This is a genomic window from Photobacterium sp. NCIMB 13483, from assembly GCF_003025475.1.
GTDB lineage: Bacteria > Pseudomonadota > Gammaproteobacteria > Enterobacterales > Vibrionaceae > Photobacterium > Photobacterium piscicola.
This window is the reverse complement of record NZ_PYLV01000005.1, coordinates 75,403-99,118: the sequence shown is the minus strand read 5'-3', so window position 1 is coordinate 99,118 and position 23,716 is coordinate 75,403. Positions and strand designations below refer to the sequence as shown.

21 protein-coding genes and 2 tRNA genes are annotated in these 23,716 nt (G+C 38.0%); 16 read left to right on the top strand and 7 right to left on the bottom strand.

Features of this window, described 5'->3' with window-relative positions; genetic code table 11:
- Positions 1–18 precede the first annotated feature (18 nt).
- From C9I86_RS06225 to C9I86_RS06215, 3 genes are all read left to right on the top strand, one after another.
- Positions 19–109: transfer RNA gene (locus C9I86_RS06225), tRNA-Ser, on the top strand.
- A 40-nt stretch (positions 110–149) separates the two neighbouring features.
- A tRNA-Asp gene (locus tag C9I86_RS06220) sits at positions 150–226 on the top strand.
- Between the two features lie 826 nt (positions 227–1,052).
- Positions 1,053–1,703, top strand: coding sequence for a DUF1919 domain-containing protein (locus C9I86_RS06215; protein WP_080155499.1), 651 nt, complete (start codon positions 1,053–1,055; stop codon positions 1,701–1,703).
- A 65-nt stretch (positions 1,704–1,768) separates the two neighbouring features.
- Here the strand turns inward: C9I86_RS06215 and C9I86_RS06210 are convergent, their stop codons facing one another.
- Together C9I86_RS06210 and C9I86_RS06205 are read right to left on the bottom strand one after the other, a co-directional pair.
- Positions 1,769–3,394 (bottom strand): AMP-binding protein, encoded by a 1,626-nt coding sequence (locus C9I86_RS06210; RefSeq protein ID WP_199190753.1) that lies wholly within the window; start codon positions 3,392–3,394, stop codon positions 1,769–1,771.
- 298 nt (positions 3,395–3,692) lie between these two features.
- Positions 3,693–4,946, bottom strand: coding sequence for a leucine-rich repeat-containing protein kinase family protein (locus tag C9I86_RS06205; protein WP_107275932.1), 1,254 nt, complete (start codon positions 4,944–4,946; stop codon positions 3,693–3,695).
- A 230-nt stretch (positions 4,947–5,176) separates the two neighbouring features.
- Here C9I86_RS06205 and C9I86_RS06200 point away from each other — a divergent pair, with 230 nt between their 5' ends.
- The 8 genes from C9I86_RS06200 to C9I86_RS06165 all read left to right on the top strand — a co-directional run bounded on the left by C9I86_RS06200 (position 5,177) and on the right by C9I86_RS06165 (position 13,774).
- Positions 5,177–5,896 carry a murein L,D-transpeptidase family protein gene (locus tag C9I86_RS06200; RefSeq protein ID WP_080155502.1) on the top strand — a complete coding sequence of 240 codons (720 nt, stop codon included), beginning with the start codon at positions 5,177–5,179 and terminating at the stop codon, positions 5,894–5,896.
- A 130-nt stretch (positions 5,897–6,026) separates the two neighbouring features.
- The gene (locus C9I86_RS06195) at positions 6,027–6,488 is read left to right on the top strand and encodes a TetR family transcriptional regulator (RefSeq protein ID WP_080155503.1); all 462 of its coding nucleotides are present in this window, start codon (positions 6,027–6,029) and stop codon (positions 6,486–6,488) included.
- A gap of 216 nt (positions 6,489–6,704) precedes the next feature.
- Positions 6,705–8,120, top strand: coding sequence for a TolC family protein (locus C9I86_RS06190; RefSeq protein WP_080155504.1), 1,416 nt, complete (start codon positions 6,705–6,707; stop codon positions 8,118–8,120).
- The gene (locus C9I86_RS06185) at positions 8,120–9,094 is read left to right on the top strand and encodes an HlyD family secretion protein (RefSeq protein ID WP_107275931.1); all 975 of its coding nucleotides are present in this window, start codon (positions 8,120–8,122) and stop codon (positions 9,092–9,094) included. The genes C9I86_RS06190 and C9I86_RS06185 overlap by 1 nt, the downstream gene beginning before the upstream one ends.
- A 4-nt stretch (positions 9,095–9,098) precedes the next feature.
- Positions 9,099–10,283 carry an ABC transporter permease gene (locus C9I86_RS06180; protein WP_107275981.1) on the top strand — a complete coding sequence of 395 codons (1,185 nt, stop codon included), beginning with the start codon at positions 9,099–9,101 and terminating at the stop codon, positions 10,281–10,283.
- The gene (locus C9I86_RS06175; RefSeq protein ID WP_107275930.1) at positions 10,270–11,409 is read left to right on the top strand and encodes an ABC transporter permease; all 1,140 of its coding nucleotides are present in this window, start codon (positions 10,270–10,272) and stop codon (positions 11,407–11,409) included. The genes C9I86_RS06180 and C9I86_RS06175 overlap by 14 nt, the downstream gene beginning before the upstream one ends.
- Positions 11,410–11,584: 175 nt before the next feature.
- On the top strand, positions 11,585–12,058 hold the full coding sequence (locus C9I86_RS06170) for a glycine zipper 2TM domain-containing protein (protein WP_080155507.1): 474 nt from the start codon (positions 11,585–11,587) through the stop codon (positions 12,056–12,058).
- A 429-nt stretch (positions 12,059–12,487) separates the two neighbouring features.
- A complete protein-coding gene (locus tag C9I86_RS06165) occupies positions 12,488–13,774 on the top strand; it encodes an MFS transporter (RefSeq protein WP_080155508.1) in 1,287 nt (428 codons plus the stop codon).
- Positions 13,775–13,873: 99 nt separating this feature from the next.
- Here C9I86_RS06165 and C9I86_RS06160 read toward each other — a convergent pair whose 3' ends face one another.
- From C9I86_RS06160 to maoP, 3 genes are all read right to left on the bottom strand, one after another.
- The gene (locus C9I86_RS06160; protein ID WP_080155509.1) at positions 13,874–15,853 is read right to left on the bottom strand and encodes a flavohemoglobin expression-modulating QEGLA motif protein; all 1,980 of its coding nucleotides are present in this window, start codon (positions 15,851–15,853) and stop codon (positions 13,874–13,876) included.
- On the bottom strand, positions 15,840–16,865 hold the full coding sequence (gene gshB, locus C9I86_RS06155) for a glutathione synthase (protein ID WP_080155510.1): 1,026 nt from the start codon (positions 16,863–16,865) through the stop codon (positions 15,840–15,842). The genes C9I86_RS06160 and gshB overlap by 14 nt, the downstream gene beginning before the upstream one ends.
- 127 nt (positions 16,866–16,992) lie before the next feature.
- Positions 16,993–17,349, bottom strand: a complete 357-nt coding sequence (gene maoP, locus C9I86_RS06150) for a DUF413 domain-containing protein (RefSeq protein WP_080155511.1) — start codon at positions 17,347–17,349, stop codon at positions 16,993–16,995.
- Positions 17,350–17,570: 221 nt separating this feature from the next.
- On the opposite strand from maoP, the gene hdfR reads away from it, so the two are divergent.
- Together hdfR and C9I86_RS20145 are read left to right on the top strand one after the other, a co-directional pair.
- On the top strand, positions 17,571–18,431 hold the full coding sequence (hdfR, locus tag C9I86_RS06145; RefSeq protein WP_080155512.1) for an HTH-type transcriptional regulator HdfR: 861 nt from the start codon (positions 17,571–17,573) through the stop codon (positions 18,429–18,431).
- 226 nt (positions 18,432–18,657) lie between these two features.
- Positions 18,658–18,822 (top strand): hypothetical protein, encoded by a 165-nt coding sequence (locus C9I86_RS20145; RefSeq protein WP_162836320.1) that lies wholly within the window; start codon positions 18,658–18,660, stop codon positions 18,820–18,822.
- 132 nt (positions 18,823–18,954) lie between these two features.
- Here C9I86_RS20145 and C9I86_RS06140 read toward each other — a convergent pair whose 3' ends face one another.
- Positions 18,955–19,410 (bottom strand): exoribonuclease R, encoded by a 456-nt coding sequence (locus tag C9I86_RS06140; RefSeq protein ID WP_080155513.1) that lies wholly within the window; start codon positions 19,408–19,410, stop codon positions 18,955–18,957.
- Between the two features lie 294 nt (positions 19,411–19,704).
- Here C9I86_RS06140 and mrcB point away from each other — a divergent pair, with 294 nt between their 5' ends.
- Positions 19,705–22,023 carry a penicillin-binding protein 1B gene (gene mrcB / locus C9I86_RS06135; protein ID WP_107275929.1) on the top strand — a complete coding sequence of 773 codons (2,319 nt, stop codon included), beginning with the start codon at positions 19,705–19,707 and terminating at the stop codon, positions 22,021–22,023.
- Positions 22,024–22,140: 117 nt separating this feature from the next.
- Complete coding sequence (locus tag C9I86_RS06130) at positions 22,141–22,686, top strand: NUDIX hydrolase (protein WP_080155515.1); 546 nt, start codon at positions 22,141–22,143, stop codon at positions 22,684–22,686.
- Positions 22,687–22,739: 53 nt separating this feature from the next.
- Here the strand turns inward: C9I86_RS06130 and C9I86_RS06125 are convergent, their stop codons facing one another.
- Entirely contained in the window at positions 22,740–23,156 is a 417-nt protein-coding gene (locus tag C9I86_RS06125) for an META domain-containing protein (protein ID WP_080155516.1), read from the bottom strand.
- Between the two features lie 340 nt (positions 23,157–23,496).
- Between C9I86_RS06125 and C9I86_RS06120 the strand changes: the two genes are divergently transcribed.
- Positions 23,497–23,712 (top strand): DUF3820 family protein, encoded by a 216-nt coding sequence (locus C9I86_RS06120; protein WP_080155517.1) that lies wholly within the window; start codon positions 23,497–23,499, stop codon positions 23,710–23,712.
- The last annotated feature ends 4 nt before the right edge of the window (positions 23,713–23,716 follow it).

Sequence of the window (23,716 nt, the reverse complement as noted above, 5' to 3'; positions counted from 1 at the left end):
GTTATCATGCGCGGCATTGGAGAGATGGCTGAGCGGTTGAAAGCACTGGTCTTGAAAACCAGCATACGTTTATAGCGTATCTAGGGTTCAAATCCCTATCTCTCCGCCATATTCTAGAAATTTGATTTAATCGAATTTCATACAGAATTGGAGCGGTAGTTCAGTTGGTTAGAATACCGGCCTGTCACGCCGGGGGTCGCGGGTTCGAGTCCCGTCCGCTCCGCCAACACAACGAATCCTCGTCAGAAATGACGGGGATTTTTTGCATCTAATGTATCTAAATTCTAATCAATAGAACGTAATATCCCTTTGCTTATGATTGCGACCCGTCACGCTAGGGGGGCGCGCTGATTTTTGGAATGGCAAGCTCACGTCCGCTTCACAACACAACGAATCCTCGTCAGAAATGTGAGGATTTTTTGCATCTAATGTATCTAAATTCTAATCAATAGAACGTAATATCCCTTTGCTTATGATTGCGACCCGTCACGCAGGGGGAAGCGCTGATTTTTGGAATGGCAAGTTCACGTCCGATTCACAACACAACGAATCCTCGTCAGAAATGTGAGGATTTTTGTATGTAGAATAATCGGATTTTAGGCAATGATACAAATTGCTTATTTTTTATATTTACAGTAGATCTGTCTCTGTTGCGGTTATCTTGCTCTTCTAATATTTAATTTATTTATATAATATATTGATAAAAAATAATATAATAAGAGATGTTGTTTGTATTTGAATTAATACACAGTTAGATGAATTATATTATAAGACTATAATTTTTAATTGAATTAATATTGTATAACTTATCTGAGTTGCTGTGATAAGTGAAAATTATTCTATGTTTTCATGAATAAGAGTAATATAGTAGTTTTATTATATTAATAACAATTATATAAACAATTAATTTTTTTGTTATATATGAAAGAATTACTTATTATTAAGTTAAACATATAAAATTGAATTATATTATTTGTTTGTTTTATCTTGGTATAATTTATATAATAAATTATAGTCAATTTTTATATTTTAAAAATCCCCAAGGATAATCAATGATTCAACGAGTTATAGCATACGTTTATAAGAGAACCTTATTTAGAGTTTATCGTTCTTATGTAAATGATAAACATAAGAAAAAGCTAACGAATGAAAATTTTAGTATTATTTCCAATAACTGTATTGGTGGTATTACTTGTAGCGATTTAGATCAACCATTTAACTCACCTACTGTTGATTGTTTCTTTTATTCTAGCTGTTATATTAAATTTTGCCAGAATCTAAAATACTATTTTTCACAAGAACTTGTTGAGGTTCCTGAATCAAAGTATGCGGGTAAATGTAACTATGTTGTTGCGCATCTAGATGATATTGAAATTCACTTTATCCATGATCAAGATTTTTCATTAGCAAAAGAAAAGTGGGATCGCCGTAAGCAACGTGTTAACTTTGATAACTTATTCTTTACTATGTCTGATCGTGATCTATGCGATGAGAGCGATGTTGATGCTTTTTTGAATATAGATAAAGATCGTGCAATTTTCTTCTCAGCACAAAACCGTTCAAATGCGAATAACTTTATTTATTGTTATGATGAAAAAGGTGAAATTACAACACCTCTTTTTGCTATGTATCGTACTTTTGAAAAATATTTTAATATGGTTGAATGGCTTAATACGGGAAGTGTTAAAGCTGGTGAAAAATAACATAATATATAATAAGTACTAAATCTATTATTAGATTTAGTACTTAAATTTAAAAATACTATTTATTATTGCCATTTTATTAGTTGTTTATTATTCCAATTATCATCAAGTGTTGCATAGTGTTGTTCTAATACATGACGCTTTATTTTTAATGTTGGTGTTAAAATACCATTATCAATACTCCATGGTTCTTTGATCATCAATACACCTTTTATTTTTTGATGTGATTCAAGCTCAGTATTAATTTTTTCAATAATCGATTGGAGTTTTTTCTCATAACGCGATTGATCAAATTGAGTATAATTGTGGGCGATAGCTAATAAAATAGGTGCGGCCATTCCCGATCCAATTAAACAGACCATCTCAAAATTACCTAAATCCATTAAACGTTTTTCAATAGGGACCGGTGAAACAAATTTGCCTTTCGCTGTTTTAAATGTGTCTTTTTTACGACCTTGAATCGTTAAATAACCATCGCTGTCTACATCGCCGATATCACCAGTATATAACCAGCCGTCATTGTCAAAACTTTCTTGGGTTGCTTGTGGATTGTTATAGTAACCACTAAATAAGCCTTTACTACGAACTAAAATCTCTTTATCTGCTGCAATTTTTAATTCAATACCGGGACCTGCACGACCGACAGTACCAATTTTATCACTACGATAAGGATGATTAAGGGTGCTATAAGCAAATGATTCGGTCATTCCCCATGCTTCGGTAATATTAAGTCCAATACTTTCATACCAAGATAATAAGCCAGCAGATACGGGAGCAGAACCACAGCCGAGCACCCGTGCTTGATCGAGTCCTAATCCTTGCGCTAATTTACGTTTAATGAATGTCGAGATGAATGGGATTTTAAGTAGAATATTTAATTTAGGTTGTGGCAGTTTATCTTGGATCCGTTGTTGGAATAAGGTCCATAAACGAGGTACAGATACAAATATAGTCGGTTTGTGCATTTTTACATCGTCGATAAATGTATCGAGAGATTCAGGAAATGCGACCTGTAACCCTGACATAATTGAAGAGCCAAAGATATACACACGTTCGGTTATGTGTGCTAGTGGCAAGTAAGAAAATAGGCGTTCATTACTTTCTAAACCAATATGTTCAATAATTTTGTGTGATGACCATACAAATGCACCATAAGTTAACATTGCACCTTTAGGCATGCCTGATGTGCCTGAAGTGTAAACAATCGACATTAAATCTGTATCATGATGTGTTCGGCGTTCAGTCGTTGGTGAATATTGTTCAATAAGGTCATCGAATTGATACTGACATGTCGGTGTGCCAGGGTAAGAAAAGGCAATTGTTGGTAGGCTAGCGTGGTTAGTTATGACGTTATTGATAACGGTTGGGCTGTCTAATTTTCCTATAATGACTAACGCTGCATCACTATGATCAATACAATGAGTAATGGTGTCAGCCCCCGCGGTAGGAAAGATAGGGACACTAACATAACCACCTAACATCATGGCTAGATCACAAATAAACCACTCGGCACAATTTTTAGAAATCAGCGCAATACGATCACCGGGCTGAATGCCCAGTTGCTGAAATGCAGTAACAAGCCGTAGTGCTTTATCAGCAACACTTGCGTAAGTGTAATTTACAAATTTACGATTAATAATTTGCTTTAAATAAACATCGTCAGGACGCTCATTGGCCCATTTGATGATCATATCAGCAGGTGTTTGCAATTGAGCCATAAGCACTCCGATTGATAAATGGACCGAAATTCACTGTGTTGCCATAATGTTAAATTTAAGCTGTTATATTTACTATAGTCAAGAGTGTATATACTAGTTAATTAGTATTATATAGCCTTGTAATAAGAGAGATTAAAGCTAAGGTTATGAATAATAATGTTTTATTTTTTTAGTGAATGTATAAATAACTGGGCATGAGACTTACTCAATTTAGGTGTCTTATGTGACATGGATAAATTGAGTAAGGATATTAAGAAGAGAACAATGGTAATTAAGCGGAAATATAACCTTGGGCTTGGGTATATAATTGTTGATATAACGCTGTATTCTTATCTTGAGTATGACAAATAGATAATAAATCCTCAATAAAATAGCCAACAGCTCGCCACTCAATAGCGGCAATTTTTTGTTGTTGTTCTGAGGATAAATCATCATAAATAGATGCAGCCCCAAAATCACCCACTAAAATATTAGCATTATCGTCAACTAATACGTTATGTGTGTAAATATCACCATGAGCCACGCCTTGTGTCTGCATATGGCTAATTACATCGACCATTTGTACAATAATTTTCATGATTGCTTCAATTGACAGTGTAAATTCAGTTGGAAATGTATCGCGAGTGCATGTAGTTAAAGTAGGTGGTAATCCAAGATTATGATAATGGGCTGGAATTAATGGCATTATCAATGCGAGATAATCGGGTTCGCTAACTTGAGCTAATGATGCCACTAAATTGGGGTGTGAGCCCGTTTTTAAACATGCATTTAATTCATCTTGCGGGTAACCATCTGAAGTGACTTGGCCTTTAAATACTTTAACCGCAATGTCGTTATCTAGTTGATGTGGGTTAGATCGCCATTGAGCTAAAGAGATAACTCCAGAAGCCCCTTGTCCTAATACTTTTTCTAGTTGGTAATCATTTGAGGCAACATCAGGCAGTGAATTAGTAACCTGTTGATAACGATTGAAATGATTACCAGAAAAAGCAAGCCATGCTAATTTGGGTAAATCTAATAGTTGATCTGGAAAGGCGGTTAATGCATTTGCGGATAATCGAATTAATTGTAAGTTAACTAATCGCTTCATTGAGAGTGGTAGCGCTGTTAGAGCGTTACCTGCAAGTGCCAGTTTTTGTAAATGGATACAATCGCCGAGTGCTTCAGGTAAGGCTGTGATTTTATTATCGGTTAAGATTAGCCAGCGTAATTTTTTAGGAAGTGCACTTGCTTCAACAGTAGTGATCTGATTTGATTTAAAGCCGATCATTTCTAAATTAGAACAACTGCCTAAAATCGTGGGTAATGCTGTAAAGCAGTTATTAGAAATAAAAATAATGCGTAATTTAGTTAGCTGGCTGAAACTATCAGGTAAATGGCTTAATTGATTGTTGGTTAGATCTAACACTTCTAAGCTGTTTGCAAGCGTGAGAATCTCTTCAGGAAAGTGAGTCAGTTGTTCGCTTAAAGCTAAATGAGTGACACCTTCAAGTTGGCCTGAGCGTAATTGTTCTAAAGTTTGCAAAATCGTCTCATTTTTAAATAGGTATAATTTATAATGCTATTGTAAAGATTTTAAAGGGTTAGATCACGACTACTGTATAAGTTTACGAAATCATGAAAATTGACGTATAAATTGATGGTTGTTTAAGCAGTAATTCGAGTAAACTGATACTATTCAGCCATAGAGCATGGTTAGTTATCGGTAAATTACCGCAATGTTATGCGTGTAGAAAAATTATCATTGAGGGTAGTGTGCTAAAGAACGTTATTTGTCCAGTAATGCTAGTGTTAACATCAATCAGTTGCGCACGCGCAGAGCCGTTATATATTCCATCATCAACTTATTCATTATATCCACCAACAGGCAGTCGTACTGTTAGTGATGTTATGAACCGTTATTCGCCTTTTGTTGAGCCACGACTGAAACGGTATTTTGATAATGTTGGGTTAACTTATCCGCCGCAAAACATTGCTTTATTTGCGATGAAACAAGAGCAAAGCGTTGAGCTGTGGGCGAAAGAAAAGGGTAAATGGTCTTACGTAAAACATTATGATATACAAAAAATGAGTGGTCATATGGGGCCGAAAATGCGTGAAGGCGATAAACAAGTACCTGAAGGCGTTTATCAAGTGTCATTACTTAACCCTAATAGCCGTTATCATTTATCAATGAAGCTCAATTATCCTAACGCATTTGATCGAAAGTATGCGCAACTAGAAGGACGTACTGCACCGGGGAGTAATATTTTTATTCACGGTAAAGAATCCTCTATAGGTTGCTTGGCTATGGGAGATTACGCGATTGAAGAATTGTTTTTATTAGCTGAAAGGACGGGTATTAATAATATCGAAGTACTGATAAGCCCACACGATCCTCGAAAAGGTAAATTGCTCGCTGCAAACACGCAACCATATTGGACTAAAATTTTATATCGTGATATTGAACAACACGCGAGAAAATTTAATCGTTAATTATGCCGCTTTGCCCTAGTTAAGCGAAAAACATTTTGTAATACTACAGCGAACCAATATTCTTGACATGATTATATCGTGTTAAGGGTATTATCGTTGCATAAAATGATTAGAACAGAGCCAACGCATTATGCCCAAGCGTAGTAAAGAAGACACAGAGATCACTATTCAGACCATCATGGATGCTGTGATTGAGCAAATATTGACCTTAGGTTACGATAAAATGTCGTATACCACCTTGAGTAACCAAACGGGTATATCAAGAACAGGCATTAGTCATCACTTTCCTAAGAAGCAAGATTTTGCTCATGCACTTGATAGTCGCATCTACCATCTCTTTGTTGATAAGTTGGATTTAACTGGGGATTTGCAGGCATTTGCAACAAGTTGGTCTGCTGCATTAGATGATGAAAGTTTTCGCGCTATTTTACGATTATTGTTCCATCATATCTCCTCTGCTGAAACATCTCATGAATTTGCTCATCGTGGCATTGAACGTTTGTTTATGCTTTGTGAGCAACGTTACGGCAAAGAAAGTATTGGTGAACTAGAGTGTTTATTAGGACGCTCATTAATTCGTTTAGCACGTTAATTATTGCTTATTGAATAACTGTGATTATTTGACTAAATATTAATAGCCCACTTTTTGTGGGCTATTTTATTTGTAGTTAAAACGGACATTATTATTTGTGCTGAATAGATAGATAATTAAAATAACGTAATCATTTCATTATCTGTTAAAATTTATCATTTTAGAGTATGTACTCTATATTTGCGCATTGGCTGGAAAGAGGTTAAAGGTTAATACATGAAGATTAGGCCATTGATGGTGAAGCAACTCGCGATTGTATTATTAGCTATCGTCCCAACGGTACACGCTGCCCCCGTTAGTTTTAATGATGCATGGCATACTGTTGTTACGACAAATGATGGCTTAGCGGCTGATCGAGCCAGTGTTGAACAAGCACAATATATGCAAGATGCAGCTCGAGATATGTATTTACCTAAGGTTACCATAGGGGCTAATTATACTCGTTTAGATCATGATATTAAATTGTCGCCATCCGATCTTTTTGGTAGTACCTCAGCTTCACAGACTGAAATTGGTCAAGTGATCAATAATATTATATCTAATTCACAATTAAACTCGGCGTTGACATCTAATATTTCTGATCGCGATGTATTTACCAGTTCGATTCGCGCTATCTGGCCAATATTTACTGGTGGTCGAATTAATGCGGCGCAAGATATTGCTGAAGGAAAAACAGACCAAGCAAAATACATGTTAGCCATGCAGCAACAAGCAAAGTTTGAAGACTTATCCCGGTTTTATTTTGGGGTAGTATTAGCAAAAAATGTATTACAAACCCGTACTGAAGTAGCGAGTGGCTTACAACGTCATTATGAAGATGCCATAAAGTTGGAACAGCAAGGTCAAATTGCGCGAGTTGAACGGTTACAAGCGCAAGCCGCTTATGATAAAGCTAAAGTCGAACAACAGAAGTCTTTACGTGATTTAGAAATCGCACAAGTAGCGCTAACGCAGCTATTAAAACAAACTACGCCTGCAATGCCATCAACCGGGTTGTTTATTAATCATTCATTACCACCGATGTCTGCTTTTGTTGATAAAACCTTAGCGACGTATCCCGGCTTACATATTTTGGATGCTAAACGTAAGCAAGCGGGAGGCTTGATAGATGTTGAACAAGGCAAATATTACCCTGAAGTGTATTTATATGGTGATTATAACTTGCATGACAGTGGTAGTTTAGCCGCAACACTGGCTCCTGATTGGGCTGTAGGGGTTGGGGTGAGTGTGCCACTGATTGATAACTCTGGTCGTTCAGGGAAATTAAGTGCAGCGCATTCAATGGTGACACAAGTTAATCACTTACAAGCGCAAGCACAGCAAGATCTAACGGTATTAGTTGAAAAAACGTACCGTGAAGCGAAACAAGCATTAGAAGAATATAACGGTCTTGCATCTAGCTTAGCACTGGCGAATGAAAATAGTGTATTGCGAGAAAAAGCGTTTGGCCAAGGATTATCAACGTCATTAGATGTCGTCGATGCCGAGTTATTTGTTGCCAGTATTAAAACGCAACGGTTAGCGGCAGCTTATCAATATGTCGCGAGTCTAACGCGCTTACTTGCTATCAGTGGCGAGATGAATACATTCAAAAATTATCAGCAATATCAAGGGATCGAGGTTAAATTATAATGAGTAAGTTAAAAGCAATTGCAGTGGCGGTGCCTGTTATCGCAGTGGTTGGATGGCTCGGTTATACCTTCTGGCATGCTTACCAACCTCAACCCGAACGTATGCAAGGTCAAATTGAAGCCCAGCAATATAATATCGCCTCTAAAGTACCGGGGCGTATTGACAAAATTTTAGTACGTAAGGGTGATGAAGTACAACCTGGACAGTTGATTTTTACTATTTTAAGCCCTGAAATTGATGCTAAATTAGAACAAGCACAAGCGGGTGAACAAGCTGCGGGAGCATTAGCTCAAGAAGCAGAAAATGGCGCTCGTATTCAACAAATTGCGGCGGCAAAAGATCAGTGGGGTAAAGCAAAAGCGGCGGCGGCACTGATGCAAAAAACTTATGTTCGTATAAATAACCTATATAAAGATGGTGTATTAGCAGAACAAAAGCGTGACGAAGTGTATACCCAATGGCAAGCGGCTCAATATACAGAAAGTGCTGCTTTCCAGATGTATCAAATGGCTAAAGAAGGCGCGCGTGTTGAAACTAAACGAGCAGCTCAAGAAAAAGTAAAAATGGCAGCAGGCGCTGTTGCTGAAGTTCAAGCTTATGTTGCTGATACAAAAGTAAGTAGCTGGCATAAAGGTGAAGTATCACAAGTACTATTACATGATGGAGAATTAGCACCACAAGGTTTCCCCGTGGTTAATATTATTGATATTAGCGATGCTTGGGCTGTATTTAATGTTCGTGAAGATAAATTAAAAGATTACCAACAAGGTAAAACCTTTAACGTGACTATTCCTGCACTAGGAGATAAAAGCTATCAACTGAAAGTGACCCATGTAGCGGTTATGGGTGACTTTGCGACGTGGCGTGCAACCGACACCGCGAAAGGTTTTGATATGCGAACGTTTGAAGTTGAAGCTCGTCCAACTCAACCTATTCAAGGGTTACGAGTTGGTATGAGTGTGATTGTTGAGTAATGATATGGTTGTCTATTCAGCAATAAAGAACGAGTGGCATACTATTTGGCAAGATAAATGGTTGCGAGCGTTAGTTATTTGGCTTCCTGGATTGTTATTTTTGACGATGTGGGCGATTTTTGCGACGGGTATAGCACGTAATTTACCTGTTGGTATTGTGGATCTTGATCATAGCCAAATGTCACGCCAGTTAACGCGTTATATTGATGCCAGCCCAAGTATGGCCGTGACACGCCAGTTTACCGATGATCACACAGCCAGTGCTGCAATGCGGGCTAATGACATTTATGCGATGGTGGTGATCCCAGATAACTATGAAAAAGACGTTAAGTTGGGACAAGCTCCCCAAATTACCACTTTTTATAATGGTCAATTTATCTTAATTGGTAAAGTTATTAGCTCGGCAATGCTGCAAGTTGAAGGCACCTATAATGCTGGTGTTGAGGCAATGAGGAACATGAGTTCTGGCGCGTCAGTGCCATTACAAGCATTAGGTCAAGCGGTGCCTATTCGTGCTCAGATAACCCCCTTATTTAATAGTAATAGCCATTATGGTCAATTTTTAGTTTCAGCGATTATTCCGTCTATTTGGCAAATTCTAATTGTAGCGACGACTGTGTTGGCATTAGTACATGAGGCTCGTGGCCAAGGATTATGGCGTTGGTTAGCACATACTCCGTGTCAAAAATTATTAGGTAAGTTACTTGCTTATTCTGGTTTGTTTTTAATTCAAGGTGTGCTGTTTTTATGGTGGATGTATGTTGCGCTTGATTGGCCAATGCATGGTCAATGGGGAATATTGATTGTCGCGCAGCTATTTATGGTGTTTGCTTGTCAAAGTATGGGGAGCTTGATTTATTTTGTAGCAATGGAAGCGCCACGCGCAATGAGCTTTGTTGCCGCTTATACTGCACCTGCATTTGCTTTTATGGGCATTACCTTTCCCGCTACTGATATGCCGATTATTGCTAAAATGTGGCGTGGATTGCTACCCGTTAGCCATTATATTGAAGTGCAATTACAGCAAGTTGATTATGGTAGTGGTTGGTATCAAGCTTTCCATCAATTGGCGATATTAAGTAGCTTTATTTGTGCTTTATTTTTAGCGATGGGATTAATGTTAGTTCGCCGTAAAAAAGCATTGGCGACCATCGGCACTGTCGTGGGAGATCATCATGAGTTGGGGTGATTTATTTAAACATGAATTAAAAGCTATTTTCAGTAATTTTTCATTGGTATTTACTGTCTTTGGTGGGGTTGTTTTTTATTCATTTTTATATCCTTTACCTTATATAAATGAATTACCACGAGAACAACGGGTGGCAGTGGTTAATCTTGATCATAGCCAAATGAGTCGTGAGTTAATTAGAATGGCGAATGCCACGCCACAAGTTCATATTACACAACATCTTGGCAGTATTCATGCTGCGACAGTTGCGCTAGAAGATCGGCAAGTGGATGGTATTTTGGTGATCCCTGAACATTTTTATCGTGATGTGATGATGGGAACCAGCCCAACATTGGCTTATGCTGGTAATGCTGCCTTATTCTTAGTTTATGGTACGGTAGTTGAAGGCTTAAATGATGCCGGCAATGGCTTAGCCATTAAAGCCAAAATAAACCGTATGATGTTGACCGGAGATGGTGCAGTTGAGGCAACTCAGCATGTGACAGCCATGAAGCTTAATATGCGGCCAGTATTTAATGTCACTATGGGCTACATCAATTATGTTGTACCTGCCGTTTTTGTGTTGATTCTACATCAAACCTTATTAATTGGTGTTGGAATGATGGGAGCAACAGAGAATGAAGCGCGTGCTGCGGGTAAAACAGGATATTGGGCGCACTATCCTATTTGGATGGTAATGACGGTACGCGCATGTTTATTTTGTTTGATTTATTTACCTTTAGTGATGTATTACTTTGGTTTTAGTTATGTTTATTACGGTGTGAATCGGTTGGCATCAATAGGTGACTTGATCATGATGACGATCCCATTTTTATTAGCCGTTATCATGTTTGGTATGGTATTGGGCCAATTATTGCCACGTTGTGAATTAGTCACATTAGTTGTACTTCTGAGCTCGTTACCACTGGTATTTAGTGCTGGATTTATTTGGCCACCGTCAGCGATACCTACAGCGATTAACTATATTGCACAATTAGCGCCTTCTACGGCGGCAATCAATGGTTTCCTTGGACTTAATCAACTTGGCGCGACGTTTGCTCAAGAAATCGATCGCTGGGGCCAGTTATGGCTACAGTTTATTGGTTTTGCAGGGATCAGCTATTGGCTGATGCGACGTTCACGGTGAATAATTAAATAATAAAAAAGAGCATTTAGGTGCTCTTTTTTTTGCATTTAAATGTACGCTGTTTTATATTGGCGCTAGTTGCGTAAATAAGATGTGGCAAATGTTAAATTTACAGCCACACTTAGTAAGCAGAACGAGACTTTAATAGTAGGAGGTTGTCTTGAGTCATAAATCGATGACGAATAAAAAAGTAATGGTCGCTGTGGCAATGGTATTGTCATTCGGTGTTGTAGGCTGTGCTCAAAACCCTTATGGCGATGCTTATAATGTTGATGAAGCTCGTACTATGCAAACGGTTTCGACTGGAACAATTACCAAACTAGATGCCGTCACAATGAATTCTGATGGTGAAAGCACGATTGGTACACTTGCCGGTGCTGCTGTCGGCGGTATTTTAGGATCTAAAATTGGTGGTGGTTCAGGCTCTGATATTGCAGCCATTGGTGGTGCACTTGCTGGTGGTGCGTTAGGTAGTAGCGCTGGTGATGCGATTGGTAAACGCCAAGGTGTCAATATTGTCATCAAACTTGATAGTGGACGTACTGTTGCTGTTGTGCAACAAGTTGATCCTAATATGATCTTTAAAGTTGGACAACGCGTCGATCTTTATCAGCAAGGGCGTACAACACGAGTTGTTCCTGCCAATTAATTTGACCGCATGATTAATAAAAAGGCAGTGAAGACTGCCTTTTTTATTGGCTATTATTTAATAATATTATTTTAGATCTTGTGGTTTGTTATTCTGCTGGCGAGAATGTTGCTCTAGTTAGTGTTTCATGTTGATTTATGATCGTTAAATTAGTCTTTTTTTAACTAAAAAAAGTCGTTTTTAGCAAATTATTATGCTGTCAGTCATGATTTGGTCTTCATGAGTTGCTGTTGTTTTCATATATTTGATTTTATATTCTATAAAATTTAAATTTATTAGGTTTTTATCTGGTCGGATAAGTTTATGTATTAATGTTGCAAATGAATATTCCAAAGACTAAATAATGAACGAATAATTAAATTGTAACTAATTGTGTCGAAGAGTAGGCTGTGCGCTCTCTAAAAAACCTCTTTGAACGATACATATTTAATGAATAATCCTAAGCTCGATGCGACTTATAAACGCCTTCGTTGGCAAATAATTATCACGACTTTCTTAACCTATACAGTGATGTATATTTCAAGAAAAGCGTTTGCTGCTGCGGCACCGTTGTTAATGAAAGATCTTGGCATGACCGTAGTTCAGTTTGGTTTAGCCTCATCGATTTATTATATTCTATACGGCCTTTCAAAATTTAGTTCAGGCCTTCTTGCCGATAGAATTAACCCTCGTTTATTTTTAGCTCCAGTACTTGTTGTTATTGCCATTATTAACGTTGGTATTGGTATGACGAACAGTGTCACTATGCTGTTAGTGTTGTACTGTTCTACGGCTATTGTTCAAGGTTGTGGTTTTCCACCTATTGCGAAAGCGATCAGCCAATGGTATTCAAAATCTGAACGTGGTGGTTGGTATTCACTTTGGAATACTTCGCATAATGTTGGCGGCGCATTAGCACCATTAATTGCCTCTGCTGTGATTGCTTACACAGGTAACTGGCGTTATGCGTTTTATGTACCAGCGGCTATTACTGCCGTACAAGCTTTGATTGCCGCTATCTTGATGCGCGGTAAGCCTGAAAATTATGGTTTACCTAACGTTGGTGTATGGCGTAATGATGCGAAACAACTAGAAATAAATGAGCGTTCTGAAGCTGGATTATCAATGTGGGTAATGTTTCAACGCTACATTTTAACTAACCCAATTATTTGGTTAGCGATTGGTGGTGATTTATGTATCTACGTTATTCGTACTGTTTCAAGTGACTGGGTAAGTGTTTACTTCGTTGATGTGCTGCATTGGGATTTGGTTAAGTCTAATTCTTTAGTGGCTTGGTTTGAAGTCGGCGGTATTGTTGGTGGCTTAACCTCTGGTATCATCTCCGATAAATTCTTTGGTGCCGATCGTTGGAAAACAATTTTAATTTATAGCTTTGTGTTGATTGGCGGTATGGTAGGTGTTGCTCTAACTATCCATATGAGTTACTTACTTGTAGCGCTATGCTTCTTCATTATTGGTGCTGGTATTTATGCGCCACAGATGCTATTTGCTTTAGGTATTATTGAAGCGTCACATGCCGATGGTGCTGGTGCGGCAACGGGTCTTAAAGGTGGTGTAACTTATATTGGTGCAGCGCTTGCTGGTGCGCCGATTGCAATGATTGAAACAGCTTACTCATGGAATGGCGTGTTTACATTGTTAGCGGCTATTGCAGTGACATTAGTTGTGTTAATTTGCGTTATTATCCGCGTTGATAGTAAACGTCTACCTATGTAATCTTTTGATTTTATGGGTAATAAAAAAGCGACCATCATGGTCGCTTTTTTTGTATCTCGATATTAGTAATAATAAATGATGAAAAATTTATACTGCAGATTATCGAATAGAGTTCAACATAAAATCCATTACAGGATCTATATCGGCATCGATATCCAATGCTTTTGGCATAAAGCTTGGCGTATTTAAAATACCACGCTCAATCAGTTCATCAAGTAACGGTTTAAATTCAAACCCTGTTTTACCAATAAATAATGAGGTTAGGTCTTCTGTTTGGTACGCATGAATGGCATCTTTTAAGCCACGTAAGTAAAGGAAGTCTTTTGTAAAACCACCACCACGATAAGCACGAGCTGTAATGGTAAAGGCTTCATCATCACATACATCATAATCATGACGTAAACTATTAAAACAATCGTTAAAACTGTCGCCATTAACCATCATTTCAACTGCAACCACACGTAACGCCAATGTTTTTAGACGATGAAGTGGAAAGTTGCCAGATAAATGCTCACATAAAATCGCTAGGCCTTCTTGAGTATGGGTATTACCTGGTAAGCCTAGTTGTAAAATTTTAAGTGGTTGTCTTTCAGCATTAACTGAAGTAACAAGGTGAACACCTAATTCATGGTGGATCAACGCATCTAAATCATCTTGGGTAAAGCGACTATTTGGATTAACTTTAATCACTTTGCCACTTACCATTGCACGGGCAATTAATTGCTTTGATGATACTACTTTGCAAGGGATGTCATATTCAGCAGCCGCGATTTTAAAGGCTTCGATTGCTTCTTTAGCACTGATATTTGCAGGTTGTTGATCTTTATATTCACATGCATGAAGAATAAATTTCGCATTAGCAATATCACGCTCATCAGGTTGCCCGTAATAGCGCAATGAATTGTATAAAAATTCATCAGTGCCAATGCTGCATAGCAAATCAATACGTACAGCTAACTGATCGATAACTTTACGGTACATTTTTTGTACGTCAGCATCACGAATAGTTTCAACGGGTAAGCGATAAAGCTGCTCACGGAATTTATACGGATCCAAATCCAGTTGACGGTAAGTAAACTGTGGCTGATAACTGTATGGCTTATTTAAAAAACGTCTTTTTTCTTGCTTTAGGTTAGTTGGGTTAATATAGCTTAAGGTATTGATACCTCTTGCTATTTTATACAACTGACGGTCAAGGTTTAGCACTTCTTTTGAAAGGTTAGATGCTAATACATCACTACCAGTAAGCCCTTTAGCTTTAGTGCGTTTAGTGATAGTGAACGCTGCATGTTCAGTGATCACTGTCTTCATCGATTCATTCAATTTTTCAATCACGAGTGGGTAGGCTTCGCCTCCTTCTTCGTTCATGAAAATCTTTTTCACCTCAATCGGCATAATTAAGGTGTTTTTGAAGTGTTGCTTAATAAAAGCGGCTTGGTAGCCTAAACCTTTAAAAATATCATTCTCAAGTGCATTGACATCAATATTAGGTAGCTCAACATTGTTAAGCCCTTCTAATAGAACATCAATTTCTTTACGCCAGCGACGACGGTTAACCTGCATCGTGCCCACATTAAATGTCGGTGTTGCAGTATCAATGCGTTGATAATTGTACGAATGAATATCATAAATTAGGCATAGTCCAAATTGCAGCTCTAACGTCTCTACTAAACACTGTAGAATACGGTAGTAACTTTGGTGTTTAGCCAAGGTTATTTCGCGTTCAGCATCACTAAGAGGCGCTAGCCAAACATTTTTACCCCATGCGTCATCATAGATGCAACTTTCAGGTGCACGATTGAGATCATACTCATATCGTGAATCTTCACCTTGCAATACAATCGGTAATGAAGAAATAAAATCACCAGTAAAGGGATCTTCTTCAAAATAGCGTTCTTCTTCAGTCAATGCACACTGTGATTGCAATGACTGACGTAGTTTATGACCGTTATGGATCGCTGTTGCTATATAAGGCTGATACTCACTGATGCGAATCATTAAGCTACCATCATCGAGATGGGCTTCAAATGGCGTAAGAGTGCGGATTTTTTCTAAAATTTCTAACTCAGTAAGCTGCATCTGCAATTACCTTCCGAAAATCGTTTTTGCGAGTGATGCCAACCTCTTTTGCCATTACTACGCTTTCTACAAAATCGAGCACATTACGCTGTAATTTCACACGGTTTAAGCGATTAATACGGGTAATGCCGCCAGGGCTTAATACATTAACTTCAACTAATTTGCCGTTAATTACGTCTAAACCAACGAAGTAAAGGCCATCACGTACTAACTTAGGACCAATGTGCTTACAAAGGGCAAGTTCTTGCTTGGTTAATACGTGTTTTACTTCGCGACCACCGGCATGAATATTTGAGCGTACATCGCCTTCTGCAGGGATACGACGCATAGCACCGATAGGTTCACCATTAAGTAGCATGATACGTACATCGCCTTGCTCAGCGCCTTCAATGTAGTCTTGAAGAATAACGTAGTTTTGATCATCACCAATGTAGAAATCTAATAGTGATTTAACGCTTGATTTAGCGCTCTTTTCAATCAAGATAACGCCTTTACCGCCGTAACCATTTAACGGTTTAAGAATCATGCGTTCTTGTGGTGATTCATCAAGAACACGTTCAAGGTAATCACGGTTTTTAGACACGTGAGTAACAGGAATAAATTCTTTGTTTGGATCGGGTAATGAAGCGGTATAAAGTTTGTTATTAGCTACACGTAGGCCATCAATATCGTTAACGATAAAGGTGTGGTCGCGCACTGAATCAAGGAAGTTCAGTGCCATGGTGTCTAACGGTGGGTTAGCACGCATAAAAATAACGTCAAAGCCCGCTAACGGTAGTTCGGCGTTATTAAATTCAGCTTTGCGGTAGAAGCTTGGAATATTGTTTGAGACTTCACCTTTTTTTAATACGTTACAGAAAGCAATTGCCATACTGTCGCGCATGGTTAAGTTACTCGGTGTTGTAATTGCAACCGTGTGACCGCGGCTTGCGGCTTCGTGAATCAAACGTAAAGTAGAGTCGTTTTCTGCTTCAACGCGTTCCCACGGATACATAACAAAACAAATTTTCATAGCTATACCAAAAAGTGGCCTGTTAAATTATTGCACAGGCTAATATAAAGAAATAAGCCATCACACAGAGTGGGATGGCTTCATTTTGTTGGCGATTGTCTTGAAAATCCGTTTCTAAAAGTATTACTTAATAATCGAGATCGTTATCAGTGCCACTATCGCTATCATCATCTTCACCGAAAGAGCCTGTCGTATGTGCTCGTTGTGAAACACATAATGTATAACTACGTGTTTTATGACTGGTGTGGTTTAGGTATTTGAGCCAACATTTACCAAATTCAGACACTGCTTGTTGTTGGCCTTGAACTTCAGCTAAAAACTGAACTTCAGACTCATCAATAGGTTGGGTAGTGCCATCAAATAGCGCTCGCATAGAACGTCCATAGTTTTCTAATACGCTGGCTTCACTAATAGTAAAAACACCCGAGCGGTTAAAGCCGCGTGGGAAATTTTTATCGTCGTAAAATTTACCTTCACTTCTCATTCATAAAGTCCTTGATGTGATTTGCGCTGATATTTATCCAGACTTGCAAAGTTGTAAATCAATTATTTTTTATTGTTATGATGAAAATATTTGATTAATATTCAGCGATAATAGGTTGTACTATTCTATTAGGTATTAACATTGAATTTATTCGCTATATAATGCGCGATTTATACCGTTTCTTTTTTATTTAACCTACTCTTATTATTGAGAATTTTTCCGTGGATACTGAATTACTTAAAACGTTCTTGGAAGTTACCAAAACACGTCACTTTGGTCGTGCTGCAGATAACTTATATTTGACCCAATCTGCAGTTAGCTTTCGTATCCGCCAGCTTGAGTCACAATTAGGTAACCCACTATTTTCTCGTCAGCGTGGAAATGTGCATCTTACTGCTGCTGGTGAGCGTTTACAGCCTTATGCAGAAGCAATTTTGCAAACGTGGGGGCGAGCGAAACAAGATGTAGCGTTAACTGATAGTCTAAATACCCAGTTGGCGATTGGTGCCTCGCCTTTATTTTGGGAATTTGATGGTATCTCAGTTTGGATTAATCGTATTTATGCCACCGTACCCGGCCTTGCTTTACGTTTAGAGTCTGTAAAACGAGAAGGTATGGCAAAACGATTGTTTGATAAAAGTATTGATTTGTTCATTACCAGTGAACCACCTAAAATTGAAAACTTACATGTTCAAAAAGTACGAGACTATCAATTACAGTTAGTGACTCACCAACCTAATTGTAATATGCATAGTGTGCGTGACATGCCTTTAATCTATCTTGATTGGGGAACGCGTTTTTCGGTGGAACACAGTCGCATACCTGAATTACAGCGTACGCCTGTACTGCATACCCATTCATGCAAAATGGCACTCGATTATCTTTTGGCAAATGGTGGGGTTGGATATTTTCCTTCGCTTATTGTCTCAAGTAACGCTGATTTGGGTAAATTGTATGTTGTTGAAGACGCACCAATTATGGAGCAGAGTCTTTATTTAGTATGGCGCGAAGGTAGTGAAAAAGAAGCATTAATTAATGCAATTGTCGATGTTCCGTTTCAGAATGTGATCGAAAGCATTTGATTTGAATTATTTGTCATTACCAGTAAAATAACTTGTTGTACGGGAGCGATTTCCTGAATTAGTCTAAGAAAAAATACTGCTAGGGTAAGAAACAATGAACTATGGACCGGATTGTCTGTCATGTTTTTTGCATCAACTTAGCACTGTTTTGTCACAATAGAACATTACAATTGCCAGTGTTCTATTTTAATAATTATCTACTCTGGATGTAGTTCAGGAAACGCAAATGGCTAAGTTAAACCAAAAATTTCACAAAGGCAGCAAATCAAAATTCAATTCTGAATTTGCAGATGATTTTCAGGATTTAGATCTGCAATCTCGTGGTAAGAAGAAACGTCGTGTGACTCGTTCGCGTTTCGATAGTCCGGAGTACAGCGATTTCGATTATTAATAGTGATGTGTAATTCACGATAAAAGATCGGCAATTAAGCATTAAAAAAGGCGTACCTAGAAGGGTACGCCTTTTTGTTATGTAATAGTGTCACAAATTATATACTGTTGTGATAGCTATAATGACTAGCAGTTATGATGTGCTTTTTTGCTCACTTAACGTAGCATAACGGTGCAGCAATTCAGTTAATACACTGACCCAACCAAACGCATTATCTGGTGCATTGACTAAGATTTTTTCTACTTCAGCACAGTGTTGTTCTAATGTTATCGCTTCTTCTAGCTGAAAAGATATTGCATAAAAATGCCATAATAATAAACGGATCATGCGCTCACTATTTTGTTTAGCATTATCAGAATCAGAAAATGCAACATTCACTTCTCCCAAGGCAATTGCGGTCATTCGTAACATCGCATCAAACTGGGTTGATTTTAAACGCTCGTCACTGTCGATTTCTTCTTGATCAAAGGTAAATATTTCCTGCATTACATCTTCTGGTACCATACGACCGATTACGCGAAGGCTAAATTCTTCTAATTCATGTCGCGGCATGGTTAAAAGGCAGTTTAAAGTATAATCACGTTGCATATAATTTCTCGCAGATACCACGACGCCGATCAGGATTGATCATGGGCGAATAAATAAAGAAGCGTATTTTGGAGTATTTATGTCTAAAAGGCTAATAAAACCCAAACTGATAGATTGGCGCCGAAATATCTGACAACGTGATGACAACCAAATTTACACATTAAGTTATAATAATTTCATTTAAAATCAGTGTGCAGACGCTGGTATCATTTAGCGAATGCTTTACCAATATACGTTGGTTGCCACCGTGAATTATAAGGTGGTAATGACGAACTTATTACATTGAACAGGCTTATGACGTCAAATAATCAACAAGCACCTTCTCAAGTGCCTCAAACAAAGAAAAAACGCAGTGTTGTTGTGCGAACCTTAATTGGTGCTGCATTAATTGGTACTGCTGGTATGGCTTATTTAGGTTATAACTTAAACCAACAAATTAGCGCTAAGTTTGCAGGTCAATTATGGCAATTGCCTTCTGTTGTTTATGCGCGTGAAATGGCATTACAGCCTGGTGCGCCGATAACATACAATACCTTGGTAAATGAACTTAAAGTATTAGGATATCAAAAGGTTGCACACCCAGATCAAAGTGGTGAATACGCAGCTAACGGTTGGAAAGTTGATTTTGTCCGTCGACCATTCAATTTTAAAGAAGGGCCGGAAGGGGCGCGTCATGTTTCGGTGTCGTTTAATAATGACAGCATTACTCGCATCATGGATTTAGATTCTAATCGTGAATTAGGCTTTTTGCACATAGATCCTAAAATGTTAGGGATGCTAGAAGCCCATTCAGATGAACAGCGTATTTATTTACCTGAAGATAAAATGCCTAAATTGTTGGTCGCAGGATTGATTGATACAGAAGATCGTCATTTCTATGAACATGATGGTATTTCATTAGTGGGTATCGCACGCGCCTTTGTTGCCAATATTAAAGCGGGTCACACTGTTCAAGGTGGTAGTACGCTAACGCAGCAATTAGCTAAAAATATGTTTTTAAGCAGTCAGCGTTCATTTTGGCGTAAATTCAAAGAAGCTTACATGGCGATCATTATTGATACTCGCTATGGCAAACAAGAAGTCCTTGATGCCTATATGAACCAAGTATATCTGGCTCAGTTTGGTGGTCATGGTATTCATGGTTTTGCTTTAGCATCACGTTATTATTTTGACCGACCATTATCTGAGTTACGGGTTGATCAACTTGCTCTATTAATTGGCATGGTAAAAGGGCCAACTTATTATAACCCTTGGCGTCATCCAGAGCGCGCTAAAGAACGTCGTAATATTGTCTTGGGCCTGATGAACAAAGATGGCGAAATCAGTGATAAAGTATATCAAGCTTCGATTAAGCTGCCGCTTGATATTCAGAAAAAAGGCCAACTGGCTAAACGTCAACCTGCTTATTTTGATCAAATTAAAACGGAACTTGAGCAAAAAGCAGGAACAGCGTTTGAAGCCGGTAAAGGATTACGGATCTTTACCTCGCTTGATCCTCAATCACAAAAATTAGCGGAAGAAGCTGTTGCTAAAGTTATGCCTGAAGTGCAAAAACGCGCAGGTAAAGACTTACAAACCGCAGTGGTTATTGTTGATCGTACTACGGGTGAAATTCGTGCGATGATCGGTGGAGATAAACCTGGATTTGCAGGTTATAATCGCGCAATAAATGCTCAGCGCCAAGTGGGATCCGTTATTAAACCTGCTTTGTATCTCAGTGCGTTGGAAAATCCAGCGCAGTTTAGCCTTGCAACGTCCTTAAAAGATCAACCGCTATCGATCAAAATGCATGATGGTGCCACTTGGAGTCCACGTAACTACGATCGTAAATACCGTGGTGAAGTGCCATTATTTGTTGCGTTGGCGAAATCGTACAATGTGCCCACTGTAAATCTGGGTATGGCAGTTGGTGTTGATAAAGTAACTGATTCGTTAACCAAATTAGGTATTCCACGAGAAGATATCCCTCAAGTGCCTTCTTTATTCCTTGGTTCTATTAGTTTGTCACCGTTAGACGTTGCACAAATGTACCAAGGTATTGGTAATGAAGGCTATTTAGCACCATTAACGGCGTTAAATGCGGTAGTCGATGAATCGGGTAAGGTGCTATATCAAAACTGGCCAAAAGCGGCTGAAGTTGTTCCGCCACAAGCGGCATGGCTAACGATGTTTGCACTACAAGATACCGTTAAGTTTGGCACGGCTCATTCATTGAATAAACTGTTTCCAAATACTCATTTAGCGGGTAAGACGGGTACCACAAATAATGGCCGTGATAGCTGGTATGTGGGTATTGATGGCCGTGAAGTCGTTACTGTTTGGATGGGACGCGATGATAATAAGAGTACCCATTTAACGGGGGCGAGTGGTGCCTTACGTCTCTATACTAACTATATTCAACACCGTAAGCCTGAGCCATTATTGTTGCGTCAACCTGCAAATATTGAAGCTGAAAAATATAATATTGCCGCTGATGGTGAGTATATTCCAAGTTGTGCAGGTAAAACACGAATGCCTATTTGGGACCCACATGGTGATCTTAAACAAAATTGCCAAGTTGAAAAAGTAAAACATAAAGTTGAAGGTTTTTTCAATAATTTGTTTAACTGGTAATTAGTACTTACTACCAATAAGCCTCCAGTTATGGAGGCTTTTTCATATATAGAGGGTTCGTGTTTTAACGATTGATTCGGTAGAATGTTCGCTTGCAATATAAAATGAGTAACCGTGATGCGCTTTTTAAAATCGTCAATACACACTGATTTAACCAAGCTTGATCTTCAATCACCTACGTTGAGAATATATCATCGCCAAGCAACACGTGCGATTGTACTCAATGGTGATAATATTTTGATGTTATACACCGCACGTTATCATGATTACACGCTACCCGGAGGTGGCATTGATGCTGGGGAAGATCAGATTCAAGGATTAAGTCGAGAATTAGCTGAAGAAACGGGTGCGATGAATGTGCGTAATATTAAGCCGTTTGGGTTATATGAAGAGTTTAGACCTTGGCATAAAGCTGAATATGATATTGTTCATATGGAATCATTTTGCTATACCTGCTCGATTGATGAACAATTAGGTAAAACACAATTAGAAGATTATGAGCAGAAAAATGGTATGAGACCGGTATGGATTAATATTTTTGATGCCATTGCTCATAATGAACACACCATGCAGTTTTCTGATAAAAAGGGGATGTCAATTGAGCGCGAAACATTTTTATTAAAACGTATTGTTGCTGAATTGTTATCTGTATCAATAATCTAATAGTTAGCAAGACCCACAATCATTGTTTTTTTGTTGTGGGCCTAAATATAAACTTATTTGTTTTCAACACGCTTAAAAGTCACAGTGTGATTATCTGAGCTTAAAATCAGGGTATTATTATTAACTAAAAAATTAGATGGGCCTGTTAGCATTTGCTTTACAAAACCATCAACGGTTGCTTGCTCTGTTTGAATACACATTTTTTGAGTTGAAACTAAATTTTTGGTCGTAATATCCTGAGCCGTTACGCGTATTTTACCTGTTAATGTATTACAGCCAGAATAGCTAACATTAAGATTTTTATTAATAATTAGCTGTGGCTTAGTTGTTAATGCATCGATAGGTTGAGTATAACCATCAATAGAACTTACAGCCCAAGTATTGATAAGATCAGTTGTCGTTTTAGGTGAATTCGCACAACCTGTTAATAGGGTTGTGATAAATAGCGTTGTTAGTAACGTTTTTTTCATAGAGATTCTCTTAATCTTATTGACGAGGTGTACCGTAAGGTATTGAGATTTTATTTGTTTTCTATATTGATAATCAGCGTATAGAGGAAAAAAAGTGTGGTGATTATCTGTTGTTTGTTATATCCGTTTGCTATCAATGAAAAAAACGGACGTTAAGTGTGACAAAGATCGCTAAAAATGTAAATGTTCAGCTGTTAAATAATAGGATAATAATCGAGTAAATATCTACATGGTATTTATTATTTTTAATATGGTAGATTATCTGTTGCGAGTATTTTTAGGGGCTATTTTCTTTTTAGTTGCTGTTATTTTAGTTATTTATGTCATTATCGGGGGCTTTATGTTTCAAAAACAACATCTTGTGCAATTGGCTAATATGAAAATGCCTTTTGGTAAATATGCAGGTCGAGTATTAATTGATTTACCGGATGAATATTTGTTGTGGTTTCAAAAGCAGGGGTTCCCCGAAGGGCAGTTGGGTACACTAATGGCATTGGCACTTGAATTTAAAATAGAAGGATTAGAATCTGTTATTCGTCCTTTAAGGCAGGTTTAGTCAG